Origin of the sequence: Bacillus cereus ATCC 14579 (assembly GCF_000007825.1) — a bacterium.
GTDB lineage: Bacteria > Bacillota > Bacilli > Bacillales > Bacillaceae_G > Bacillus_A > Bacillus_A cereus.
Genome location: NC_004722.1, coordinates 771,485 through 793,000, shown reverse-complemented (window position 1 = coordinate 793,000; position 21,516 = coordinate 771,485). Strand labels below are relative to the sequence as shown.

Sequence of the window (21,516 nt, the reverse complement as noted above, 5' to 3'; positions counted from 1 at the left end):
AGATATAATTATGCTAAAACTAATTGTTCTGCTTGCTTAAGCACCTTCAAACCATCACACATGCCATAATCTCGTTGGTCTATAATCGCAACTGGTATATTGTATGAATTTGCAAGAAACTCTACAGCTGGAAATAAATATTTCACCTGTGGGCCAATTAAAACGACATCGGCTTCCTTAATTTCAAGCTTCACTAGTTCTGAATCAACTGCCTTAATTTTATAATTCTTCCCCTGTTTCTTTGCCTCTTCTTGCATTTTTCTTACGACCATACTCGTTGACATACCTGCTGCACAACATAATAAAATGTACATCTTATACGGTCACTTTCTCTTCTACTCGTTTATGAAGAGCAATAAATTCTTCAGCCAGTTCTTTCACTGTAATTGCATTCATTAAATGATCTTGTGCGTGCACCAACAGTAAACTAATTTCTGCATGATTTCCTCTTGCCTCTTCTTGAATTAAATCCGTTTGAATACGATGCGCTGCTGAAATTTCCTCACTAGCAAGTTTCATCTTTTCACCGGCATTCCCGAAATCTCCTTGTCTTGCAAAAGCAATTGCTTCAAGCGCCGCACTTCTCGCATTGCCACCATGTAAAATTAACGCAAATGGAGTTTGCATATCAGCCATTTTAAATTCCCCCAAGCTATATGTTTTCTATATTTCCATCTTATTATGAAAACGCATACAATTAAACATAAAAAACTTCCGTTATGTAACGGAAGTTTTTATATACTTTTTCAAAATGATAATAAAATCTCTTGAAAATCTTCAATTACCTCGGTCTGAGTAAGTTTCTCTATCGTAGTTTGACTAGACATAATATCATATAAAAAATCATAAAGCCTTTGCAAATCTTCATTATTATTGCGCTTTACACTAAATAAAATAATTACTTGTACTTTTTTATCTCCCCAATCAACAGCCTTTTCAAGTGTGCAAAACATCAAAAAAGTTTCCTCACTTAATAACTGCATCGGATGCGGGATTGCAACTGAATTCCCAACCGCTGTCGGAGACGTATTTTCTCTTTCCATAACAGAAGCATAAAAGTTTTCTGGTACATAGCGTTTCTCAGCAGCTTTCTCACATAAAAACTGAATAACATCCTCTTTCGTAGAAGCACTATAATTTAAAAAGATTAAATCTTCCTTAATATAAGGCTGCACACTAGTATTCACATGCGTAAACAACCGCTGACCAATCGATTTAATCTCTTTATCATCAAATATTGAATTCACTTTTATAACTGGAACAGGCAAGCCACTCGGTATATGAATCGTACTAATAATACAATCTATTTTTTCTTTATAAAGATCTTCTACTTTCAATTGATAATAGCCTGTAATACCTACAATCTCTAATTTATCTCGGAACTGTGATAAAATTTTATATTTTAATAGTTGGGCACTTCCTTGACCAGTCGCACAAACTAATAAGCATCTTTTCTTTTGATTTTGCTCCTGCAAACGGCTCATAGCTCCACCGAAGTGAATTGCAATATAACCAATTTCACTTTCAGGGATCGATTCACCCGTATATTCACCAATGATATCTCCAACGAGAACCGCAATTTCAAAAGCATACGGATAATTCTTTTTCACTTCTGCCAAAAGAGGATTTCTCGTATTTAACTTATACTTCAAACGATTTAATAACGTTTTTAAATGAATACCAAATCCAAATAATAATTCTTCATCATAATAAAAAATAAGATTCCGTTCTTCCGCTACTTTAAAAAGAATATGTTGCATAAATGCATATATATCTTTCCCTAATAGCTCTTCTATATTTTCATAGCGATTTCTCGTTGTAACAGCAGTACTTAATAAATGCATCGTCACATATAATACTTCTTCTTCTGGAAATGAAAATTTTAACGCTTTCTCTAAATCTCCTAAAATCTGCTTCGCAATTGTATATTCTTTCTTTATTATAAGTTCTGATTGCTCCGCATGCAGTCCTTTCATATAATGTTGACTTTGAAAACGCTTTAATGCGATTGCAATATGAATGACTAAATTATCAATTTCTATATCAGATAAATATATTGTTCCGCCTTCAATATACTTTAATATAATTGAACGAATGAGTGATATATGCGGTAGCGATAAATATGTCTCCGTCTGCTCAAATTGCTCATGAAACGGAGTATGGTCATAACGCGGTAAACCATATTGTGATAAACAAGAACGAATATTAAATTCCTCTCCAACAATACGTATACCATAATACGGTCTCTTCTCAATTTGTAATTTATAGCGACCACATATATCTGTAACATCTTTCATAATTAAATTGACCGTTGATTTGCTCACATACATCTCTTCCGCTAATTCTGAAAGCTTCACATATCCCTCTGTCATTAAAACACGCTGCAGAATGTACGCTATTCTTTCTTCATAAGAAGTTGGGATCTTTTCCGTCTGTTTTTGAAATAGACTCACACAAAAGTCTTCAAATTTCTTCTTTTGTATAATTTCTAATTCGTACCCAGTCCCTCTTTGCGATTCGATTTTCGCTCCGTTTTCTTCCAATATATCATTTAATAATTTTATATCCTTTTGAATCGTCTTCGTCGATACATGTAAACGGCCCGCTAAAAAAGCTCGATTTAACATCGATTTCTCTTCTAAAAATTCCTCTAAAATAGAAATTAATCGCTGATGCACCTTTGTCATAGCTCTTCCTCTCGCTCTTTATATATAAAGGGGGAAAAGCTGCTGAAATCAGTAGTTTTTCCCCTTTATATTCTCTCTATTTCTTTAATGTAAATCCGAATTTATCCCATGCTTGTAAATAGTCTAGTAAGAAAATCTCTTCTTCTACAATTCGACCAACTACATTTGTTTTTCCTGTATTCACCATATCTTTTAATGCAATTTGTAATTCGCCTTTATACTGACCATATTGTTCATTATCAATTAATAAATCCCCACGCTTAATTTCACGCGTATTATGAGGTTTAAACTCTTCTTTTTTATATTTCACACGACTTTGTGTAGAACGAATCATATATTCAGATACATCTCCGCGATAAAAATGTGGTTCGTTTAATACGATAATTCTTTCTAGTTCTGTCGTTGTATCATATATTTCTATATCAAATGTTTGTTTCTCTTTATTTAATGCACCTAGTGCTTGTAATTCTTCTTCTGACGCATATGCGTTTGCAATAATAACATCATCAATTAATTCCGTCGCGAATAAATGTTTCGCCTGTGTTGTCATCGGTAATTCACGATGCTGCTCTAATGTACATAACCCTTCTGTTACTGGCCAAGGTCCATATGTTGCATCAAATGATGAAATAAAAGCAGCCGTTCTCATACCGTAATCTTTAAATTGTTTCGAGCATTTAATGAAATGATCGTATGATAACCCTGAATAACGATGCGGATAAAAATTATGACAACCAATTAAATTTTCACGATTTGGTCTATGACTCATAATGTTATCTACATACTTCGTACCATTGCTCATATTAATCTCAATTTTCAAACCATACGGATTATAAGTCATAATTGATTCTTCTAATCCTGAAAAACCAACATCTAAACGAATACCGTACGCACCCAATTCATGGAAGAATGATAAATCATTATACGAAATACCTAATTGTTCAAAAACAGATGGACTAATATCCACTAATACTTGGAACCCTAATGCATTCGCATGTGAGATCGTTTCTTTAAATTCTTCAATAATTTTCTCTTTTTCTCCATCCACAGATAATAAACATGTGAACACACGTGTAAACCCATATTTACTTGCTAATGTTAAATACTCCTTATCTTTCTCTACTGTTGAATGTTCTGGATAAATAGAAATACCTAATCGTCTCATATGTACACGCCTCTTTCTTCATCATATTGTAAACCTTTTCAAATATATGTAGTGAAAAAGTATATATCCCCTTCTTGTTCACTACTCCTTTGAATCCGCTTTCTTTAAAGAAAAAACAATTTCTATCATTCTTAACACCTATAAGTCTATACATCTATACTTTACATCTTTTTTTCATAGTTGTGTAGCCTTTACACAAATTTGTCAGTTTTTCACCTTAAAAATTGTTATCCGTTTTCAAGACACCTTCCTTGACTGTTGCATTGGCCAATACATATACTCGAAAGAAAAGAGAAAATTTTATATAGGGGATGAATATATGGGAGAAGCAATACTCGTAAAACGAGAACCGTTATGGACAAAAGAGTTTGTTGCTTTAATTTTTGCAAACTTATGTATGTTTTTAGGGTTTCAAATGTTAATTCCAACCTTACCTGTTTATGTGAAAGAAATTGGTGGCACAAGTTCAAATATCGGATTTGTTGTCGGCATGTTTACCGTTGCGGCACTTTTTGTTAGACCGCTAACTGGGAACGCCTTGCAAAAATTCAATAAAAAAATCATTTTAATGATCGGTACTGCTATCTGTTTACTCGCTATGGGCAGTTACCTTTTCGCCTCAACTATTTTTCTCTTGCTTGCTGTTCGTATTTTGCACGGAGCTGGTTTCGGCATTACAACGACTACATATGGAACTGTCGTTTCTGATTTAATTCCCTCAGCTCGCCGCGGAGAAGGCATGGGATATTTTGGTCTTTCTGGAACACTTGCAATGGCCCTCGGTCCACTTATCGGACTATGGCTTATGCAAACATATAACTTCACAATTCTTTTTTTATGTGCATTATCGTGCACAATTGTTTCATTAATATTAACGAAACTACTTCAAATCCAAAAAACGAAACAGCCTCCACAACAATCATCTAGTACTTTTCTCGATGGATTTATTGAGCGTAAAGCTTTACTTCCTTCATTATTAATATTATGTATTACATTAATGTACGGAGGAATCGGAAGTTTTATCACACTATTTGCTACAGAAGTCGGCATAGCTGATATTAGTCTCTTCTTTTTATGTAACGCACTAGCAATCGCTGTGACACGTCCATTCTCTGGAAAGCTATATGATGCGAAAGGCCATACATTCGTCATCATTCCGGGAGTTATTATAACGTTTACAGGTATTATTTTATTGTCGTATACGACGACAATTCCGAGCTTAATTATTGCTGCAGCATGTTACGGAAGTGGTTTTGGAGCGATCCAACCTGCACTACAAGCATGGATGATTGACCGCGTAGCACCGCATCGACGCGGCGTAGCAACTGCTACATTCTTCTCCGCATTTGACCTTGGAATCGGCGCTGGAGCGATTATCTTTGGATTTATTGCTCACTTTACAAACTATGCAACTGTATATCGTTACTCCTCTCTATTACTTATTGCTTTTCTCTTCATTTACATTACAAGCATAAGAAAACAAAAGCATGGCGATAAAAACACGGAAAAAGCTGCTGGATAATTCAGTGGCTTTTTTATCATGTTAAAAGAATTGTTTTCCCTCATTTTGCTGTTCTAAAACTACATGCATTTCCCTACATATTTTTTTAACGTTCATCAAAAAATATACGATGAACTTGCATACGCTTTCCTTGATATTCGACTGAACAACATTATTCTAAAAAGTGTGATTTCTTTACAAAATTAAGATTTATACAAGATAAAAACCAATGAAATGCAGTTGTTTCTTTAAGGGATTGTAAACTTTTATTCCCTTTGTAAATTTAGTGTAAATTTTACTAGCAAACCGTTTACAGTGACTCAAGGTTCAGTTAATAATTACATCGTACATGAAATTTAAGGAGTGGAATGCGTGGAATATAATGTTCAAGATATGATCTTCCAGTTCATTGGTGGATTAGGTATTTTCTTATTCGGGATTAAATACATGGGCGATGGACTGCAACAAGCAGCTGGAGATCGTCTTCGCGATATTCTAGATCGTTTTACAACAAACCCACTTATGGGTGTACTAGCAGGTATGTTAGTTACTGTATTAATCCAATCCAGTTCAGGAACAACCGCTTTAACAGTCGGACTTGTAAGTGCCGGATTTATGACATTAAGACAAGCAATCGGTGTTATTATGGGTGCAAACATCGGTACGACAGTTACTGCATTTATTATCGGAATTAAAATCGGAGAATATGCTCTCCCAGTTATGGCAGTTGGAGCAATCTTACTATTCTTCTTTAAAAATAAAAAAGTACATTCTGTAGGTCAAGTTGTATTCGGTTTTGGTATGTTATTCTTCGGTTTAGAATTAATGAGCGCAGGTATGAAACCTCTTCGTTCTTTAGAATCATTCCAAGAATTAACAGTGAGCATGAGTGATAATCCAATTTTAGGAATTGTTGTCGGTACAGTCTTTACTTTAATTGTACAAAGTTCAAGTGCAACAATCGGTATTTTACAAGAACTATTCGGTCAAGGTGCAATCGATTTACAAGCAGCTCTTCCTGTATTATTCGGTGATAACATCGGTACAACAATTACAGCTGTATTAGCAGCAATCGGTACTTCAATTGCAGCAAGACGTGCAGCATTAGTTCACGTTATCTTTAATATTATCGGTACAATTATCTTTACAATTTTATTAATACCATTTACAAGTTTAATTCAATATTTCCAAACATCATTAAACTTGAATCCAGAAATGACTATTGCATTTGCACACGGAACATTTAACGTAACAAATACAATCATTCAATTCCCGTTCATTGCAGTGTTAGCATGGATTGTAACAAAAATTATTCGTGGTGAAGATGCAGCGATTGACTTCAAACCACAACATTTAAATCCAATCTTTATTGAACAATCTCCAGCCATCGCTTTAACTGAAGCTCAAAAAGAGATTATCCGTATGGCTGAGTTCTCATTACATGGATTAAAAGAAGCAAATCAATTTTTAAATACACAAGACAAAAAACACGCAAACATGGCTACTCAATTAGAAGGAGCTATTAACAATTTAGATAAAAAAATTACCGAGTATTTAGTTTTACTATCAGAAAAGCCACTTTCACCTACGGATTCTGAAAAACATTCTGTTTTAGCAGGTGTTGTTGGAGATATTGAACGTGTCGGTGATCATGTAGAAAATCTTGTAGAACTTGTAGATTTCCAAATTTCAAACCGTGTTTCACTATCAGATGAAGCATTAGCTGAATTAAACGAAATGCTTGAGTTAACAATTTCAACACTGCAAGACTCAGTTGAAGCTTTAACAAACTTCGATACTGAACTAGCTCAAACTGTTATTGCCAAAGAACGCAAAATCGACCAAATGGAACGTGTTCTTCGTAAACGTCACGTATTACGTCTAAACGAACGCAGCTGTTCAGGTGATGCAAGTATCATCTTCGTCGATATGGTAAGTAACTTAGAGCGCATTGGTGATCACGCTGTAAATATCGCTGACGGTGTTTTAGGTGAACAAGGAAAAATTAATCTAAAACAATCATTATAATAAGAAAGAGACGCTAACTTAAGCGTCTCTTTCTTATTATATTTTAACAACTGTCCTTCCTTTTAACTTTCCTTGCAATATAAGTGCAAACTTCTTCTCTAATTCTTCTAATGTACATTCTTCTGTATAAGATAGTAACTCTTTATTTCCCCATTCTTTCGCTAAAAGCGTCCAAACATCTCTTCTCACATCTACTGGGCATTGCACGGAATCTATCCCTAAAAGGCTTATACCTCGTAAAATAAACGGATATACCGTTGTTTGTAGTTCCTGGCCTGCCACATTACCGCATGTCGTTACACAACCACCATACTTTACTGTTTTTAAAGCTGTTTCTAGCATATGTCCACCTACAGTATCGATAACTCCCGCGTATATCCCTTTTAACATCGGGCTTCCTGATTCATCATTCAATTCCGCGCGATGAATCACCTTTTTCGCTCCTAGACGTAGCAGCATATCTTCCTCTTCCATTTTTCCTGTCGCTCCTACTACGTTAAACCCTAGCTTACTTAATATACTAACAGCTACACTCCCTACGCCGCCTGTAGCACCCGTTACTAAAACATCTCCCATACTAGGCTTGACTCCTGCTCCAATAAGCTTATATACCGACAAAGCCGCAGTAAAACCTGCTGTCCCATACATCATACTTTCCTTTAATGACATTCCTTCCGGTAAAGGCACGACCCAAGATGATGGCACGCGAATATATTCTCCGAAACCACCAGAGGTATTCATACCTAAGTCATATCCCGTTACAATAACTTGATCTCCTGCTTTAATGGTAGCATCTTCACTACTCACAACCACTCCTGCAGCATCAATTCCTGGCGTATGAGGATATGTTCTCGTAACACCCTTATTACCAGTAGCTGAAAGAGCATCTTTATAATTTAATGAAGAATAATGAACTTGTATGAATACGTCTCCCTCAGGTAAACTACTTACTTCTCTCTCAACAACTTTTCTTACAAACTGATGATTTTCCGTTTCGTTCACAACGATTGCTCGGAATGATGTATGATTCATTATGCTCTCTCCTTTATCCGTCAAATTCTTCTTTATTATATAGAAGAAATAAGTAAGCTTACTCATTTCTTCTTGGCTATATTTCAACAAATCTTACTTCTCTATCACTTTCTCACAATACATATTTTCATTTCTACTAAAACAACTTATACTTATTCTACATCTAAAAAAGATAATATAGAAAATCTGACTTTTTATAAATATATTGAATTTTTACGAAATGTAAATGTTTTGTAATGTTTTTTTTCGCTAAATTTCATTATAATAAGTGGATATGAGTGTCGTATTTCAATCCAAATGAAGGAGTACAGGAAATGGAGCAAAACCCATCTTTGCAAGAAAATACACGCAATAAACCGAAAAAAAATAAGAAAAAAATAAAAATTATTATAAGCGCTATACTATTCGTTTTATTAATAGGCGGCGGTTATACTTGGTTTTTAGTAAATAAAGCATCTTCTGCTGTTCGAAATGCCGCACACGATTTAGCACGCGGTGATAAATCTGATTTACGAGATAAAGCTGTAAAACCTATTACAAATAACGTCTCTGTTTTAATAATGGGTGTTGATGAAAGCGATGTCCGAGGAAAAGAATATGGTGAAGCTATAAGAACAGATGCGCTTTTACTTGCAACATTTAATAAAGATAGCAAAACTGTTAAACTATTAAGTATCCCACGTGACACATATACTTATATCCCAATAGAAAAGAAAAAAGATAAAATTACACACGCTCATGCATTCGGTTCTGCTAAAAACGGAAAAAATGGTGGACCACAAGCAAGCATTGATGCAGTTGAAAAATTAATGAATGTTCCTGTCGATTATTTTGTGAAATTTAACTTTAAATCATTTATAAAAATCGTCGATGACTTGGGCGGTGTTGAAGTTGATGTACCAGTTGAATTTACTGAGCAAGATAGCAATGATAATGCTGAGGCAATTCATCTAGAAAAAGGTGTTCAAAAGTTAAATGGCGAAGAAGCTCTTGCTCTTGCTAGAACAAGACACATCGATAGCGATGCAATGCGTGGACAACGTCAACAACTCGTTATCGAGGCTATTTTAAAGAAACTAACAAGTGTTGGTTCTGTAACAAAAGTTGGCAACATCATTGATGATATTAACGGACAATTCGTTACAAACTTAACATTTGATGATATGCTTTCATTCTATAAATATGGATCGGATTCGGAAATTGAGAAATTACAAATCCAAGGTGATGATTGCTATATGGCAAAAGGTGACGATACATGTAGCAAATCTGCTGGTGGTGGTCGAACTTACTACTACAATCCAGATAAAAAAGAATTAGCTAATGTTACAAATGAACTTCGTACTCATCTTGGGCTACCTGCATATACAAAGTCTGACTCAGACTCTGATTCGAAAAAGACAAAAGAATCTAAGTCTGAAAATTCAAGTGAACGCGAATCAAGTAACAATGAAGTGAAAAATAAGAACAAAAATAGCAGTGAAGATACAGAAACATCGTCTAACGACAATGAATAGTAAAGAAGCCGTACTCTATGGAGGTAGAGTACGGCTTCTTTTTATTTCTTCAGAATTAAAAATCAGAACTTTCTAACTATCTTTTTTAATATTTTTAAATTATAATAAATAGTAGCAATCTATTCCAATTATCAGGGGGCTCATACATATGAAAGCTGCAGTAAAACATAACATCTCAGATTTTAAAGACTACTTAAAATCCAACGATATATACATGGAAGAAAATATAGATGAAAATGATGGCTCTGTTCATTTTTCAGTAGGATTAGAGACTGAAGCTGGCGCAAAGATTCAACTTATCGCTGCTTTCCAAAACGAACATCCTACGGTGGATATATACTGCTTCAATGTTGCTCACGTACCTGATGCAACATCAACAAATGATATTTTACATGTCATCAATGAATTAAATACATCTTATCGCTTTGCAAAATTCACATTAAATAAGCAAAATGCAATTGATATTTCAACATCTCTTGCATTCTCAGAACCAAACTTTAATCCAGCACTTGTCTTTGAACATACGAGAATGCTATATAAATTAGCGAATGACGAATATAAAAACTTAATGAAAGTTATTTGGGCATAAATAAAAGGATGGGCTGCAAGCAGCGCCATCCTTTTATTTCAATATCATATCAATCCACATCTTAACAGCAGTGCCGACAATTAAAATCGATAACATATATTGTAGTACTTTTTGATTTATCCTCTTCCCGACTCGCGCTCCAAGTGGCGCAGCAAATATACTTGCAACCGCAATAATTAGAGCTGGAATGATAACTACTTGTCCAGTAATCACTTTTCCAGTCGTAATCCCTACTGAGGAAATAAACGTAATAGCGATAGATGTCGCTATCGTCATGCGCAATGGTAATTTTAAAATAACTAGCATAATAGGAACTAAAAGAAACGCACCTCCAGCTCCAATAATGCCCGAAACACCTCCTACAATAAACGCTAACACACTTGCTAACCATTTATTATACTTAACTGCTCCACTATTATTTTTCTTCGGTACAAACATCATCATAGCTGCAATGGTCGCCAATACTGTATAAACAACATTTACAGCGTGTTCATCTAATAGATTTGCACTAAAACTTCCTATAAAACTTCCTATTAATATACTAGCTCCCATATACACAACTAACATTTTATTCATATCAGTACTTTTCCGGTATGCCCAGGCGCCTGCAAAAGTTGCAAAGAATACTTGTACCGCTGTAATACCGCTCACTTCATGTGACGTATAGCCAGTAAATCCTAACAATACTGGAATATATAAGATCATCGGATAATTAATAATTGCACCGCCAATTCCAACCATTCCTGATATAAACGATCCTATAAACCCAATTATAAAAAGTAATAATACTCCACTCACCTTACATCCCCCTCCTTCTAAAAAGAAGGTGATTAAATGAATAAGTTTACATTCCCATCCGAAGCATCTGCTAAATATGCCCCTACACCTGCAAACTCTACGCCTTCCATAATCTCTTCCTCTTTTAACCCTAATAAATCTACTGTCATTTGACAAGCTACAAGTTTAATCCCCTGTTCTTTTGCCAAATCAATTAAATCTGGCAAAGGCATTGTGTTATGTTTTTTCATAATGCCTTTAATCATCTTTGGTCCCATACCAGCAAAATTCATTTTGGATAACCCCATCTTATCAGCACCGCGTGGCATCATTCTTCCAAATACTTTTTCTATAAATGTTTTCTTTACATTCACATATTCATCTTTCCTTAAAGCATTTAATCCCCAGAAAGTATGAAAAATAGTTACCTCTTGATCATACGCTGCTGCACCATTTGCAATAATATAAGCAGCCATTGCTTTATCGTAATCTCCGCTAAATAAAACGATTGTTGTTTTCTTCTGTTGTTCCATATTGTTCTCCCTCCAATTACCTATAGGGGTATTTTTTTATTTGTAAAAAATTGTTTCTCCCTATTCTACTTTTCCTTCCCAAGCTAACATACCACCTACCACATTGATTACTTGAAAACCGTAACTTTCTAAAAATTGAACAGCTCTTGCACTTCTCCCGCCTGAACGACAAACGATAATATATTCCTGATTTTTATTTAATTCATGCATACGAAACTCTAATAGTCCTAGTGGAATATTACATGCTTCTGGAATTTTCCCTTCAGCTACTTCTTCTACTTCACGTACATCCACAATATTTACCACTTCTTTACGCAACAATTTCTCTTCTAATTCTTTTGTAGTCATTTCTTTCATTTTAAATTTCCTCCTCACAAACTATTCATCCCGCCTGAAACGTTTATTACTTGCTGAAACCCTAGTTTTTTCAATACCTTTGCTGCTTGCTTACTTCTCATTCCACTTTGGCAAATAACGATTACTTCCTTATTCTTATCTAATTGATTCGCCTTACTTGCTAGATCATTTAAGGGGATATTTTGAAAGCCTTTCATATGATTCCCTCTATATTCACCTACTGTACGGACATCAATAAAATACTTCCCCTTTTTCCCCACTATACTTTTCAATTCTTTGCCATTTATATTTTGAACACCTTTCACTGGTAAAAATCGTGAAATACAAACCATGCAGCAAGTACAATGAAAAGCGTACTTAATATTATGTTCATATAACCAACCCTCTCTATATTTACAAAACTATTGCTTCACTACGCCTTCCTAATCCAAAACTTCAGCACATCGCCTTCTTCTTCAAGCTTTACGATGTCATGGCCACATTTATTTGCCCACGCTGGAATATCCTTAACTGACCCTTTATCCGTTACATGTATTTCTAACACTTCTCCAGTTTGTAGAGCATCCATTGCTCTCTTTGTTCTTACAATCGGCATTGGACATGCTAAACCTTTCGCATCTAATACTTGTTTTATATTCATCATCAATTCCTCCATTTTTTATTTATTTCATTATTCGTGCACTGCACAACGATTTGGACCAATCTCCATTTCACGCTCTTTATCCACGCTTGGGTGAATTTTCCCCATATTCGTTTGACGAATTTCTTCATATGCATTTGGCTGAGGTGGTAAGTTTTCTGTTACAACTTTACGGAACTCTCCCTCATCCTCAATATTTAACCCCGCATTATTCGCAAACAAATCTTTTAATTTTGCGCTAACAATACCACTTTCGTTCATTTCACTTACTTTTGAATAATGAGCCGGTAACACAACTAAATTTTGAGATAGCTCTTTATATCGGCTATACAAAGTATTACGTAAATCACTCACCCAATCTTCAGCCTTACCAGCAAGATCAGGACGCCCAATTGAATCTACAAATAAAATATCGCCTGATAATAAATAAGAATCATCTACAATGAATGACGTACTTCCAATCGTATGCCCTGGTGAGTATAACGCGTCAATTTCAATTTTAGTACCCCCCACCGTAATAACAGATCCTTCAACGAGCGGTTCGTATGAGAAAACGACTTCCTCCGCATCTTTTGGCGGTAACCAATACGTACCCCCTACTTTTTCCGCTAACTTACGTCCTCCAGAAATATGGTCTGCATGTAAATGTGTATCCATTACATTCTTAATCGTAACGCCATGCTCTTTCGCAAACTCTTCATATGCCTCGGCTGTCCTTACCGCATCAATAACTGCTGCTTCACCGTTTGAAATAACCATATATGATAAACAACCTTTTCCAAGACGGTTAAACTGATACATACTTCCGCCATCTTTTAAATTTCCCACTTTTATAGGCTTTACATATTCACTCCAAGCTTTCATGCCACCAGCTAAATAATAAATATTTTGTAATCCCGCCTCTGTTAATTGCTCTGCCACAAATATAGAAGACCCTTCTTTTGCACATACTACTAAAACATCTTTATCTTTAGGTAATTCACTTACAATATGATCTACACCATCTAACAAGTCAAAGTAAGGTTTATTAATAGAAGAAACTTGTTTCCCTTCAATTTTCCAATCTTCATAATCCGCCTCATTACGAACATCTAAAATGAATAACTCTCCGAATAAAACTTTCTCTGCAACATCCTTTGCTTGTAACGGTTTAACATTCATTCTATTACCCCCATAGGTATATTTTTGTTTAAAAAATTTTATTTTTCTACATTCCCTTTCCACTCTAACATGCCTGGAATGACATTTTTCACATTTGCATAACCTTTCTCTTTCAACATGTGGCAAGCTACATCACTACGGTTACCAGTTCGACAAATAACATAAATTCGCTTCGTCTCATCTAATACTGCGCTGTCTAATTCACCTAATGGTACCGAAATGGCGGATGGAATATGGCCAAAAGCAAATTCCGCTGCTTCGCGAACATCTAATACAATGCTCTCTTCTCCATGAGACAATATAGACTGTAATTCTGCATTCGTAATTGTATGTGGATATTTCACAACTTCATTCACTTCATGCTCGTTTGCTTTCCTAACATAATGCACCAATACATCACCCTCGTGTTTCGTCCCGATATATTGATGTCCTACTTTACTCGCCCAACTTTTTATATCTATCGTAGATCCTTTATCTGTTGCCTTAACTTCAATCACTTGCCCTGGTGCCAATCCTTCTATCGCCTTCTTCGTTTTCACAATAGGCATCGGACAAGCCAAACCTTTACAATCTAAACTCATATCCACTTTTATACTCATAATCGATTCCTCCAAAATTCATATACATATACCTGTAGGGGTATATTAAAACGTTTTTGAAAATCTGTCAACACTTACGTTTGACAGATTATCGGCTTTTTACAAGTAATTGAACAGCTTCTTTAATTAACTCTTCATTTGAACCATTACCACTTTCAAACTGTTCACGCAAACATTGCTCTAAATTCGTTCCAACAACGAGCCCAATTGTACGATCAAGGGCAGAACGAGATGCCGTTAACTGTGTAATAACCTCTCGGCAATCTTTTCCTTCTTCCATCATACGAAGCACACCACGAACTTGACCTTCAATACGTTTCAATCTATTTTTCATATCTTGATTATATTCCATCCTATAATCACCTCATTACCATTATGTCACTATTTATAACCTATGACAATATATTATACCCTATAGGGTATTTTGTAAACCCCTATTTTTATTTTTCGCCTTATATGTTCGCAAAACAAAAAGTAAAACCTTAATCTATAAGTTTTCATCTTCCACTAAATCTTGAAATAGAAAATGAAAAATATCAATATACAACACGTTCTGGCAATACTGTCCCATACAATTTAAAACCACCATCTACATTCTTTACCTTATATCCTTTTTCCATTAACATACGCGCTGCAACATACCCTCTCATACCAAGTTGACAAGTGATATATATTTCTTTGTCCATTGGCACTTCATCCAATCGATCACGTAATTCATCTAACGGAATATTAATAGAGCCTTTAATCATTCCTTGTTTTAGTTCATTAGGCTCTCGAACATCAATAAGGTACCCACCATTTTCAACAATGTGATCTATTTCATGCCATTGCACTGTGTCCACAAAGCCATCTACTATATTACTTGCAGCATACCCCACCATGTTTACTGGATCTTTTGCAGAAGAATACGGCGGGGCATATGATAATTCTAAATCTGGTAAATCGATTACAGTTAAATTTGCCTTCATTGCCGTTGCAATAACATCGATACGCTTATCTACTCCATCACGCCCTAAAGCCTGTGCTCCGTAAATTTTTCCGCTATCTTTATTAAAAATTAATTTTATTAGCACTGGCGTAGCATTTGGATAGTATCCTGCATGAGAATTTGCCTGTACATGTACTACCTCATAGGGTATATTTAATCGTTTTAATATTTTCTCATTTACCCCAGTCGAAGCAACTGTTAAATCAAAAACTTTAGCCACAGAAGTTCCCATTGTACCTTTATATAAAGAATCTGTATGGCCATGAATAATATCTGCTAACATGCGACCTTGACGATTAGCGGGCCACGCTAAAGGAATCATCGTTTCTGTTTCTGTAACAAAATCTTTCACTTCAATCGCATCACCAATTGCATATACATATGGGTCAGATGTTTGAAATTTCTCATTTACCTTTATCGTTCCTCTAACTCCCAATGCTAATCCTGCATCTTTCGCTAAACTACTCTCTGGTTGTACACCAATTGCTAAAATAATCATATCTGTTTTTATAACTGAGCCACTTTTTAAACGTACAACAGTCCCATTCTCTTCTAACGCATCTACACCATCTTCAAAAACAAGCTCAACATTGTGCACCTTCATATGCTCATGTACATATGCCGCCATTTCGTAATCAATTGGTGGCATCACTTGATTTGCCATCTCTACAAGAGTAACCTCAATCCCGCGTTCTCTTAAATTCTCAACCATTTCCACTCCAATAAATCCTCCACCAATAACCGTCGCATGACGTGGTTTCTTCTCATCAATATACGCTTTTATACGATCTGTATCAGGTACATTTCGTAACGTAAACAACGCCTTCGCTTCTTCAATGCCCGGAATAGGTGGAACAATTGGTTTCGCCCCTGGTGAAAGAATCAAAACATCATATTCCTCGTTATATGTTTCATCTGTAGTTACATTCTTTATCGTAATTGTTTTCTCTTCTTTATTAATCTTTACAACTTCACTCAATACACGTATATCTAAATTAAAACGTTTTGACATCCTTTCAACAGTTTGTACTAATAACTTTTGTCTTTCTGTAATGACACCGCCAATATAATATGGCAATCCACAGTTTGCGAACGAAATGTATTCACCGCGTTCAACCATAATAATTTCATCTTCCTCACTTAAACGACGAAGCCTTGCAGCTACTGATGCCCCGCCAGCAACTCCGCCTACTACAACAATTTTTCTAGACATATTTCGAACCTCCATATTATTTAATTTTCTCATGCATCACACAGAAAAACCTATACCTGTATGGGTATATGATAGAGTATGAAAAATTTATTTTCAATCAATATGTCTTTCTTTCACAAATTTGAAACAAATAAAAAAGAACTTAGATACCTCCAAGTTCTTTTGCGTATAGTTCTATAACTTTCTGCACGATTAAACCAATGTATAAATACGTGTTTTGAAAATTTAAATACACCTGTATTTAAATTTTCAAAATCAATAGCTTCTTTACATAAGGTTAAATCCATTCCACGTAAAATTCTTTAATGCCACAACCTGAGAAAACGAATCCCAATGGACTCTTTTTCTACAATGATATATTTATTTTTTTCGTTGCATCTCTATCATTAATCATAACCATCTGCGTCTCGTTATTTGGCAAAAATACGATATATTTTCCCGTTCTCACATTCCTCCAAATAACTTTTCCTTCTTCGTCTGTTTTCCCTATTGAGATCCCAATTTCTTTACTGGGTTCAGGTGATTCGTCTTTCATAAGTATAATTTCAAAATCTTTTATTGGCTGTTTTTCTTTATTTTTCACGTGAAAAGTTACAGAATTAACAACCTTACTAAACTTCTTTTCATTATTTACTATATAACTAGTCATTACGATTATGACCAATACACAAAATAAAATCCATAAAAGCTTATTATATTTATTCAGACCATTTTTTAAGATTATTAAAAACATCGTCTGTCACCCGGTTTCCAGAATTCCAAGAATTACTTCCTACTGTATGGGTAGCTATTATTGTTACACCCGTACGAGAATAGTCATGATATACAGGTGCTCCACTTTGACATCCATAAGTGTCCATCCTATATGTTAAAATTCTAGGACTAGTGCCTTCAATTGGTCCATAATCTGTCCACATAGTATATTTTTCATTTCCTACTTTATCACATGGATACCCTGGAACTACTGCGAGTAATCCCTTTGGAGACTCTACATTAGTAGTTCTATATCCTAACCAACCTGTATAATCTCCAGGAGATCCATTTAATTTAATGGCTCCATAATCAAATTCCGAATCTCCATCATCAGTCCATCCACTTACTGAATAAAGCTTTGTCCAACTATAAGGCAAATACGGTGCTTGGTCTCCATTTCTACCAGGAGTCACAATAACATTTTTTGCCCATCCACCAAGCTTTTTATTGTAAACACAGTGCCCAGCTGTAAATACTGTATCTTTACTAATTAGCGCTCCTGTACACCCATAAACCTCTTGTCCATTAAATTGAATTACTAAGTGTACTATAGCCCTATAAGGATACAAAGTTGTATTAGTAACTCTAATTCGATCATCTCTTCCTATTACAGAATGTATAAGGATATTAGATGGATAATTAAAATTACTGTCTCTTAATAAGTATCCCCAATCTTCCCCACCATGTTTACGCCCTTCAAATGAAGGTGAAACAAGATCTTCTCCCCTTCGATCATTACTATACAAAGATTGTTTTTGAAAAAGTACACGTTCTCCCTCATTTGAAACTGATGTCCACGGTACATCTTCTGCATACACCTTCTGATTCACCAAAAATACTGTACAAAAAAAGATAAAAAGAACACCAAAACTATAAAGAGCCAACCTACATCTTATAGAACTAAAGCTATCCAACATAACTTACCTCCTATACAAATGATAGCGAACAATTGAAGATCCCTTTATAAATTCTAGTTTTTCTTTTTTTAGAAGTCAATGTAATTAATAATGATTATCATTATTAATTACATTGACTTAACAAAATCAAACAATGAGTCATATTCTTTACTCTGCGTTCAAAAACCTGTCTCATTAAAGTTTCACCATATTACATAAATCCATAACCTTTTTCACAATCAACTCCGCAATATTCTCTCCCGGTGGCATTAACAAATTTGTAACTGTTCCATACACAATAGGACTTAATTCTACTTCATATCCGCCATATGCATATTCGTCTTTTGTCGGTAAATAACCAAGATATCCGTTCATATATCCACCAAAGAAAGCCAATTCATTTTGAAGGCTCTCTTTCATTGCTAAGGCAGTTTCTGAAAAAGGTTCCATCGGTATACCTGAAAACATACCATCATTAACTTGAAACAGTTGAACTTCTAAATCTATACGTAACTTCCGAATACCTTGCCTATATTTCTCTAATACGATAGCAAGCCATTCATCCGTATTCACGCCCCACTGCTTCTCGGCTAATTGAGCCATGCTTCGTATCTCATCAATTTCAGGAATATCCTTCAACTTCATTTGCAGCATACTTGAAACTGTTCTTAAATTTACAATTGGGCTATATGTAACTGTTGGTAACATCGTTAATACATGTCCACTAAGTAAATAGGCCATTTGTTTTAACGCTTCACTTGAACCGCGGTACTTCGCATTCACATTTCCAGCGGCACCTTGAACGATAATAACAGGGCAGTTCACTATCTGCTCTAAAATCTCTCTCGTCATTCCAGGATAATCCGCTGATAATTCATCACTATCACCTTTTAAAACATTAGGATGCGCAGTACAAAATACTAAAATCCCAGATAACTCCTTCGTTTCAGCATCTCTTATTGCTAACATACCAATTCGCTTATCTACAACACCATCTATATTTGTTCCCATCTTCGCTCTTCCATCACATGTTCTCTCTCTTCGATTTACCCCAATATCACCTGTCGTAACACCCCAGCCAACTTCACATAGCTTCAAGTTGTTATTCGCAGTAATAGCACCATGCACTACATTATTTACTAAAATCGTTTTATACGACTGCACTAGCGGATTATCACCGACTGTCTCTGGACCGGAATGCGTATGAGTATAAACAACCGTTATTCGCTCAAATGGCACATGAAGCCTACTTGCTACTCGCTCACGAATCATATTCGTATCTTCTACTAGCATCCCAATATTATCAATACTTATAAACACAGTCTTCATTTCATCTTTTTCAAATACAAAAACTGTCCCGTAAATACGTTCTTCAACATTATTTATGCCTGTCTCTCTATGATATCCGACAAAATCAATACCTACAGGCGGCGTAATATCAACCTTACATATCCCTACTTTGCTCATTTAAATCACTCCATTTCTCTATGTAACTCCCTTTTTTCAAGAATAGCATATTTAACTTTGTTCCAAATAAAAAGAACGGACACAGTATCCTATGTCCGTTCTTCCCCTCACACATACTTCCGATGCACCATCTTCCCATCATAAGAAAACACAACGCCCTTACTCTCCACAATCGACTCCATATGCACCGTTCTTCCCCATAGCTGATGAAGATATGGTAATACTTTTTCTAAGTATTTTAAATCGAGCTCGATTCCTTCGTAACTATGTTTAATGTATAATTCTCCGTTCTTTAAGTAGTCTCCATCTTCTACTACTAAGTACGGGAACCCACCATTTGTCCGCATATTTACGAGTTGATCACGCACATTCTCCCATTCTTTATCTATGACTTTATATTCTTTTCCTTGGCGCTGGAATAAGTACATATCTTCTCGCATAACAAGATCTTTATTTAAGTAGTTTCTTAGGAACGATACGTCCCATTCAATTTCGCGTACTTCAAACATTTTGTCACGGCCAGATCCTGGTTTTACGCCTCGTCGCTTCATTTCTTCTGTTGGATTGTTGTACCGTTCTTCAATATCTTCAAAGATTTTAATACCTAGGTAGTATGGATTAATACTTGTTTTTGATGGCTGTACAACACCTGCATTTAATTTCGCAAATTCAATAGCTTCATCAGAGGTTAAGTCCATTTCACGAAGTATGCGTTGATGCCAGTAGGATGCCCAGCCTTCGTTCATGATTTTCGTTTCAAGCTGTGGCCAAAAATATAACATTTCTTCGCGCATCATCGTTAATATATCACGCTGCCAATCTTCTAACTCACGGCTATATTCTTCAATAAAGAGCAGTAAATCTTTCTCTGGTTGTGGTGGAATTTTCTTCTTTTTACGCACATTAGAACGTTCCTGCTTTTTATTGCGATTATCTAAATTCCATAAATCATCGTATTGCGACACCTTTTTCTTTTCTACTTCTTCATCTTCTAAATCATCAATACTCCATGCGAGCTTCGGACGCATAAGCGACGGATCAATATGCTCTTGAATGGCAAGTACGGCATCTAAAAATGTTTCTACCTCTGCCTTTCCGTACTTATGCTCATACGCTTTCACACGGTCCGCTGTTGCCGCCATACTCTCTACCATATCTCGCTTCGTATTTGAAAAACGAATATTATTTTTGAAGAAATCACAGTGTGCTAAAACGTGCGCTACAATTAATTTGTTTTGAATTAAAGAGTTCGTATCTAATAAAAAGGCGTAACATGGATCAGAGTTAATAACGAGTTCGTATATTTTACTAAGTCCTAAATCGTATTGTAATTTCATTCTGAAAAATTGTTTTCCAAAACTCCAATGTGAAAACCTTGTCGGCATCCCATATGCACCAAATGTATAAATAATTTCCGCTGGACATATTTCATAACGCATCGGATAAAAATCAAGCCCAAATCCAGTCGCAATTTCCGTAATTTCCGCAATCGCATATTGCAGTGCTTTATCGTCACTTGCTCTCATTATTTTCCCTCCTTACACTTTCCCTTAAGAAAGTGTATGATGAAGAACAAGCTTTCATGAGGATTGATTGCATAATAAAAAGACACCCCC

Annotated in this window: 21 protein-coding genes and 1 pseudogene; 4 read left to right on the top strand and 18 right to left on the bottom strand. The window is 35.4% G+C overall.

Annotation, left to right across the window (positions count from 1 at the left end):
• Positions 1–8: 8 nt before the first annotated feature.
• The 4 genes from BC_RS04070 to BC_RS04055 all read right to left on the bottom strand — a co-directional run bounded on the left by BC_RS04070 (position 9) and on the right by BC_RS04055 (position 3,852).
• The gene (locus BC_RS04070) at positions 9–314 is read right to left on the bottom strand and encodes a PTS sugar transporter subunit IIB (RefSeq protein ID WP_000275642.1); all 306 of its coding nucleotides are present in this window, start codon (positions 312–314) and stop codon (positions 9–11) included.
• Position 315: 1 nt separating this feature from the next.
• Positions 316–636 (bottom strand): PTS lactose/cellobiose transporter subunit IIA, encoded by a 321-nt coding sequence (locus BC_RS04065; protein WP_000774631.1) that lies wholly within the window; start codon positions 634–636, stop codon positions 316–318.
• Positions 637–746: 110 nt separating this feature from the next.
• Positions 747–2,687, bottom strand: coding sequence for a BglG family transcription antiterminator (locus tag BC_RS04060; RefSeq protein WP_000169798.1), 1,941 nt, complete (start codon positions 2,685–2,687; stop codon positions 747–749).
• A 76-nt stretch (positions 2,688–2,763) separates the two neighbouring features.
• Positions 2,764–3,852: a DUF871 domain-containing protein gene (locus tag BC_RS04055; protein WP_001253349.1), complete on the bottom strand. Its 1,089-nt coding sequence runs from the start codon at positions 3,850–3,852 to the stop codon at positions 2,764–2,766.
• A gap of 319 nt (positions 3,853–4,171) precedes the next feature.
• Between BC_RS04055 and BC_RS04050 the strand changes: the two genes are divergently transcribed.
• Together BC_RS04050 and BC_RS04045 are read left to right on the top strand one after the other, a co-directional pair.
• A complete protein-coding gene (locus BC_RS04050) occupies positions 4,172–5,374 on the top strand; it encodes an MFS transporter (protein WP_000503245.1) in 1,203 nt (400 codons plus the stop codon).
• 351 nt (positions 5,375–5,725) lie between these two features.
• Positions 5,726–7,381 carry a Na/Pi cotransporter family protein gene (locus tag BC_RS04045; protein WP_000456278.1) on the top strand — a complete coding sequence of 552 codons (1,656 nt, stop codon included), beginning with the start codon at positions 5,726–5,728 and terminating at the stop codon, positions 7,379–7,381.
• Positions 7,382–7,417: 36 nt separating this feature from the next.
• Here the strand turns inward: BC_RS04045 and BC_RS04040 are convergent, their stop codons facing one another.
• Positions 7,418–8,413, bottom strand: a complete 996-nt coding sequence (locus BC_RS04040) for a YhdH/YhfP family quinone oxidoreductase (RefSeq protein WP_001016968.1) — start codon at positions 8,411–8,413, stop codon at positions 7,418–7,420.
• A gap of 314 nt (positions 8,414–8,727) precedes the next feature.
• Between BC_RS04040 and BC_RS04035 the strand changes: the two genes are divergently transcribed.
• A complete protein-coding gene (locus BC_RS04035; RefSeq protein WP_000437391.1) occupies positions 8,728–9,927 on the top strand; it encodes an LCP family protein in 1,200 nt (399 codons plus the stop codon).
• Between the two features lie 148 nt (positions 9,928–10,075).
• Positions 10,076–10,516, top strand: a complete 441-nt coding sequence (locus BC_RS04030) for a hypothetical protein (RefSeq protein ID WP_000642362.1) — start codon at positions 10,076–10,078, stop codon at positions 10,514–10,516.
• A 33-nt stretch (positions 10,517–10,549) separates the two neighbouring features.
• Here BC_RS04030 and BC_RS04025 read toward each other — a convergent pair whose 3' ends face one another.
• From BC_RS04025 to spoVR, 13 genes and pseudogenes are all read right to left on the bottom strand, one after another.
• Positions 10,550–11,314 (bottom strand): sulfite exporter TauE/SafE family protein, encoded by a 765-nt coding sequence (locus BC_RS04025; protein ID WP_000017250.1) that lies wholly within the window; start codon positions 11,312–11,314, stop codon positions 10,550–10,552.
• A 32-nt stretch (positions 11,315–11,346) separates the two neighbouring features.
• Positions 11,347–11,826 (bottom strand): DsrE/DsrF/DrsH-like family protein, encoded by a 480-nt coding sequence (locus tag BC_RS04020; RefSeq protein ID WP_000437747.1) that lies wholly within the window; start codon positions 11,824–11,826, stop codon positions 11,347–11,349.
• A gap of 60 nt (positions 11,827–11,886) precedes the next feature.
• On the bottom strand, positions 11,887–12,183 hold the full coding sequence (locus BC_RS04015) for a rhodanese-like domain-containing protein (protein WP_000661811.1): 297 nt from the start codon (positions 12,181–12,183) through the stop codon (positions 11,887–11,889).
• A 14-nt stretch (positions 12,184–12,197) separates the two neighbouring features.
• Positions 12,198–12,556: pseudogene (locus tag BC_RS04010) on the bottom strand (rhodanese-like domain-containing protein).
• A 39-nt stretch (positions 12,557–12,595) separates the two neighbouring features.
• On the bottom strand, positions 12,596–12,826 hold the full coding sequence (locus BC_RS04005) for a sulfurtransferase TusA family protein (protein ID WP_002093886.1): 231 nt from the start codon (positions 12,824–12,826) through the stop codon (positions 12,596–12,598).
• A gap of 27 nt (positions 12,827–12,853) precedes the next feature.
• Positions 12,854–13,984, bottom strand: a complete 1,131-nt coding sequence (locus BC_RS04000) for an MBL fold metallo-hydrolase (protein ID WP_001101329.1) — start codon at positions 13,982–13,984, stop codon at positions 12,854–12,856.
• A gap of 38 nt (positions 13,985–14,022) precedes the next feature.
• On the bottom strand, positions 14,023–14,583 hold the full coding sequence (locus BC_RS03995) for a sulfurtransferase TusA family protein (RefSeq protein ID WP_000023947.1): 561 nt from the start codon (positions 14,581–14,583) through the stop codon (positions 14,023–14,025).
• A gap of 88 nt (positions 14,584–14,671) precedes the next feature.
• Positions 14,672–14,935: a metal-sensitive transcriptional regulator gene (locus tag BC_RS03990; protein WP_000456206.1), complete on the bottom strand. Its 264-nt coding sequence runs from the start codon at positions 14,933–14,935 to the stop codon at positions 14,672–14,674.
• A gap of 184 nt (positions 14,936–15,119) precedes the next feature.
• Positions 15,120–16,784 carry a CoA-disulfide reductase gene (gene cdr, locus BC_RS03985; RefSeq protein WP_000087584.1) on the bottom strand — a complete coding sequence of 555 codons (1,665 nt, stop codon included), beginning with the start codon at positions 16,782–16,784 and terminating at the stop codon, positions 15,120–15,122.
• Positions 16,785–17,130: 346 nt separating this feature from the next.
• On the bottom strand, positions 17,131–17,517 hold the full coding sequence (locus BC_RS03980; RefSeq protein WP_000478588.1) for a YbfJ family protein: 387 nt from the start codon (positions 17,515–17,517) through the stop codon (positions 17,131–17,133).
• On the bottom strand, positions 17,483–18,454 hold the full coding sequence (locus tag BC_RS03975) for a trypsin-like serine peptidase (protein WP_000887285.1): 972 nt from the start codon (positions 18,452–18,454) through the stop codon (positions 17,483–17,485). The genes BC_RS03980 and BC_RS03975 overlap by 35 nt, the downstream gene beginning before the upstream one ends.
• A gap of 174 nt (positions 18,455–18,628) precedes the next feature.
• Complete coding sequence (locus BC_RS03970; RefSeq protein ID WP_000048639.1) at positions 18,629–19,900, bottom strand: neutral/alkaline non-lysosomal ceramidase N-terminal domain-containing protein; 1,272 nt, start codon at positions 19,898–19,900, stop codon at positions 18,629–18,631.
• Between the two features lie 107 nt (positions 19,901–20,007).
• Positions 20,008–21,426: a stage V sporulation protein SpoVR gene (gene spoVR, locus BC_RS03965; RefSeq protein WP_001202693.1), complete on the bottom strand. Its 1,419-nt coding sequence runs from the start codon at positions 21,424–21,426 to the stop codon at positions 20,008–20,010.
• Between the last annotated feature and the right edge of the window lie 90 nt (positions 21,427–21,516).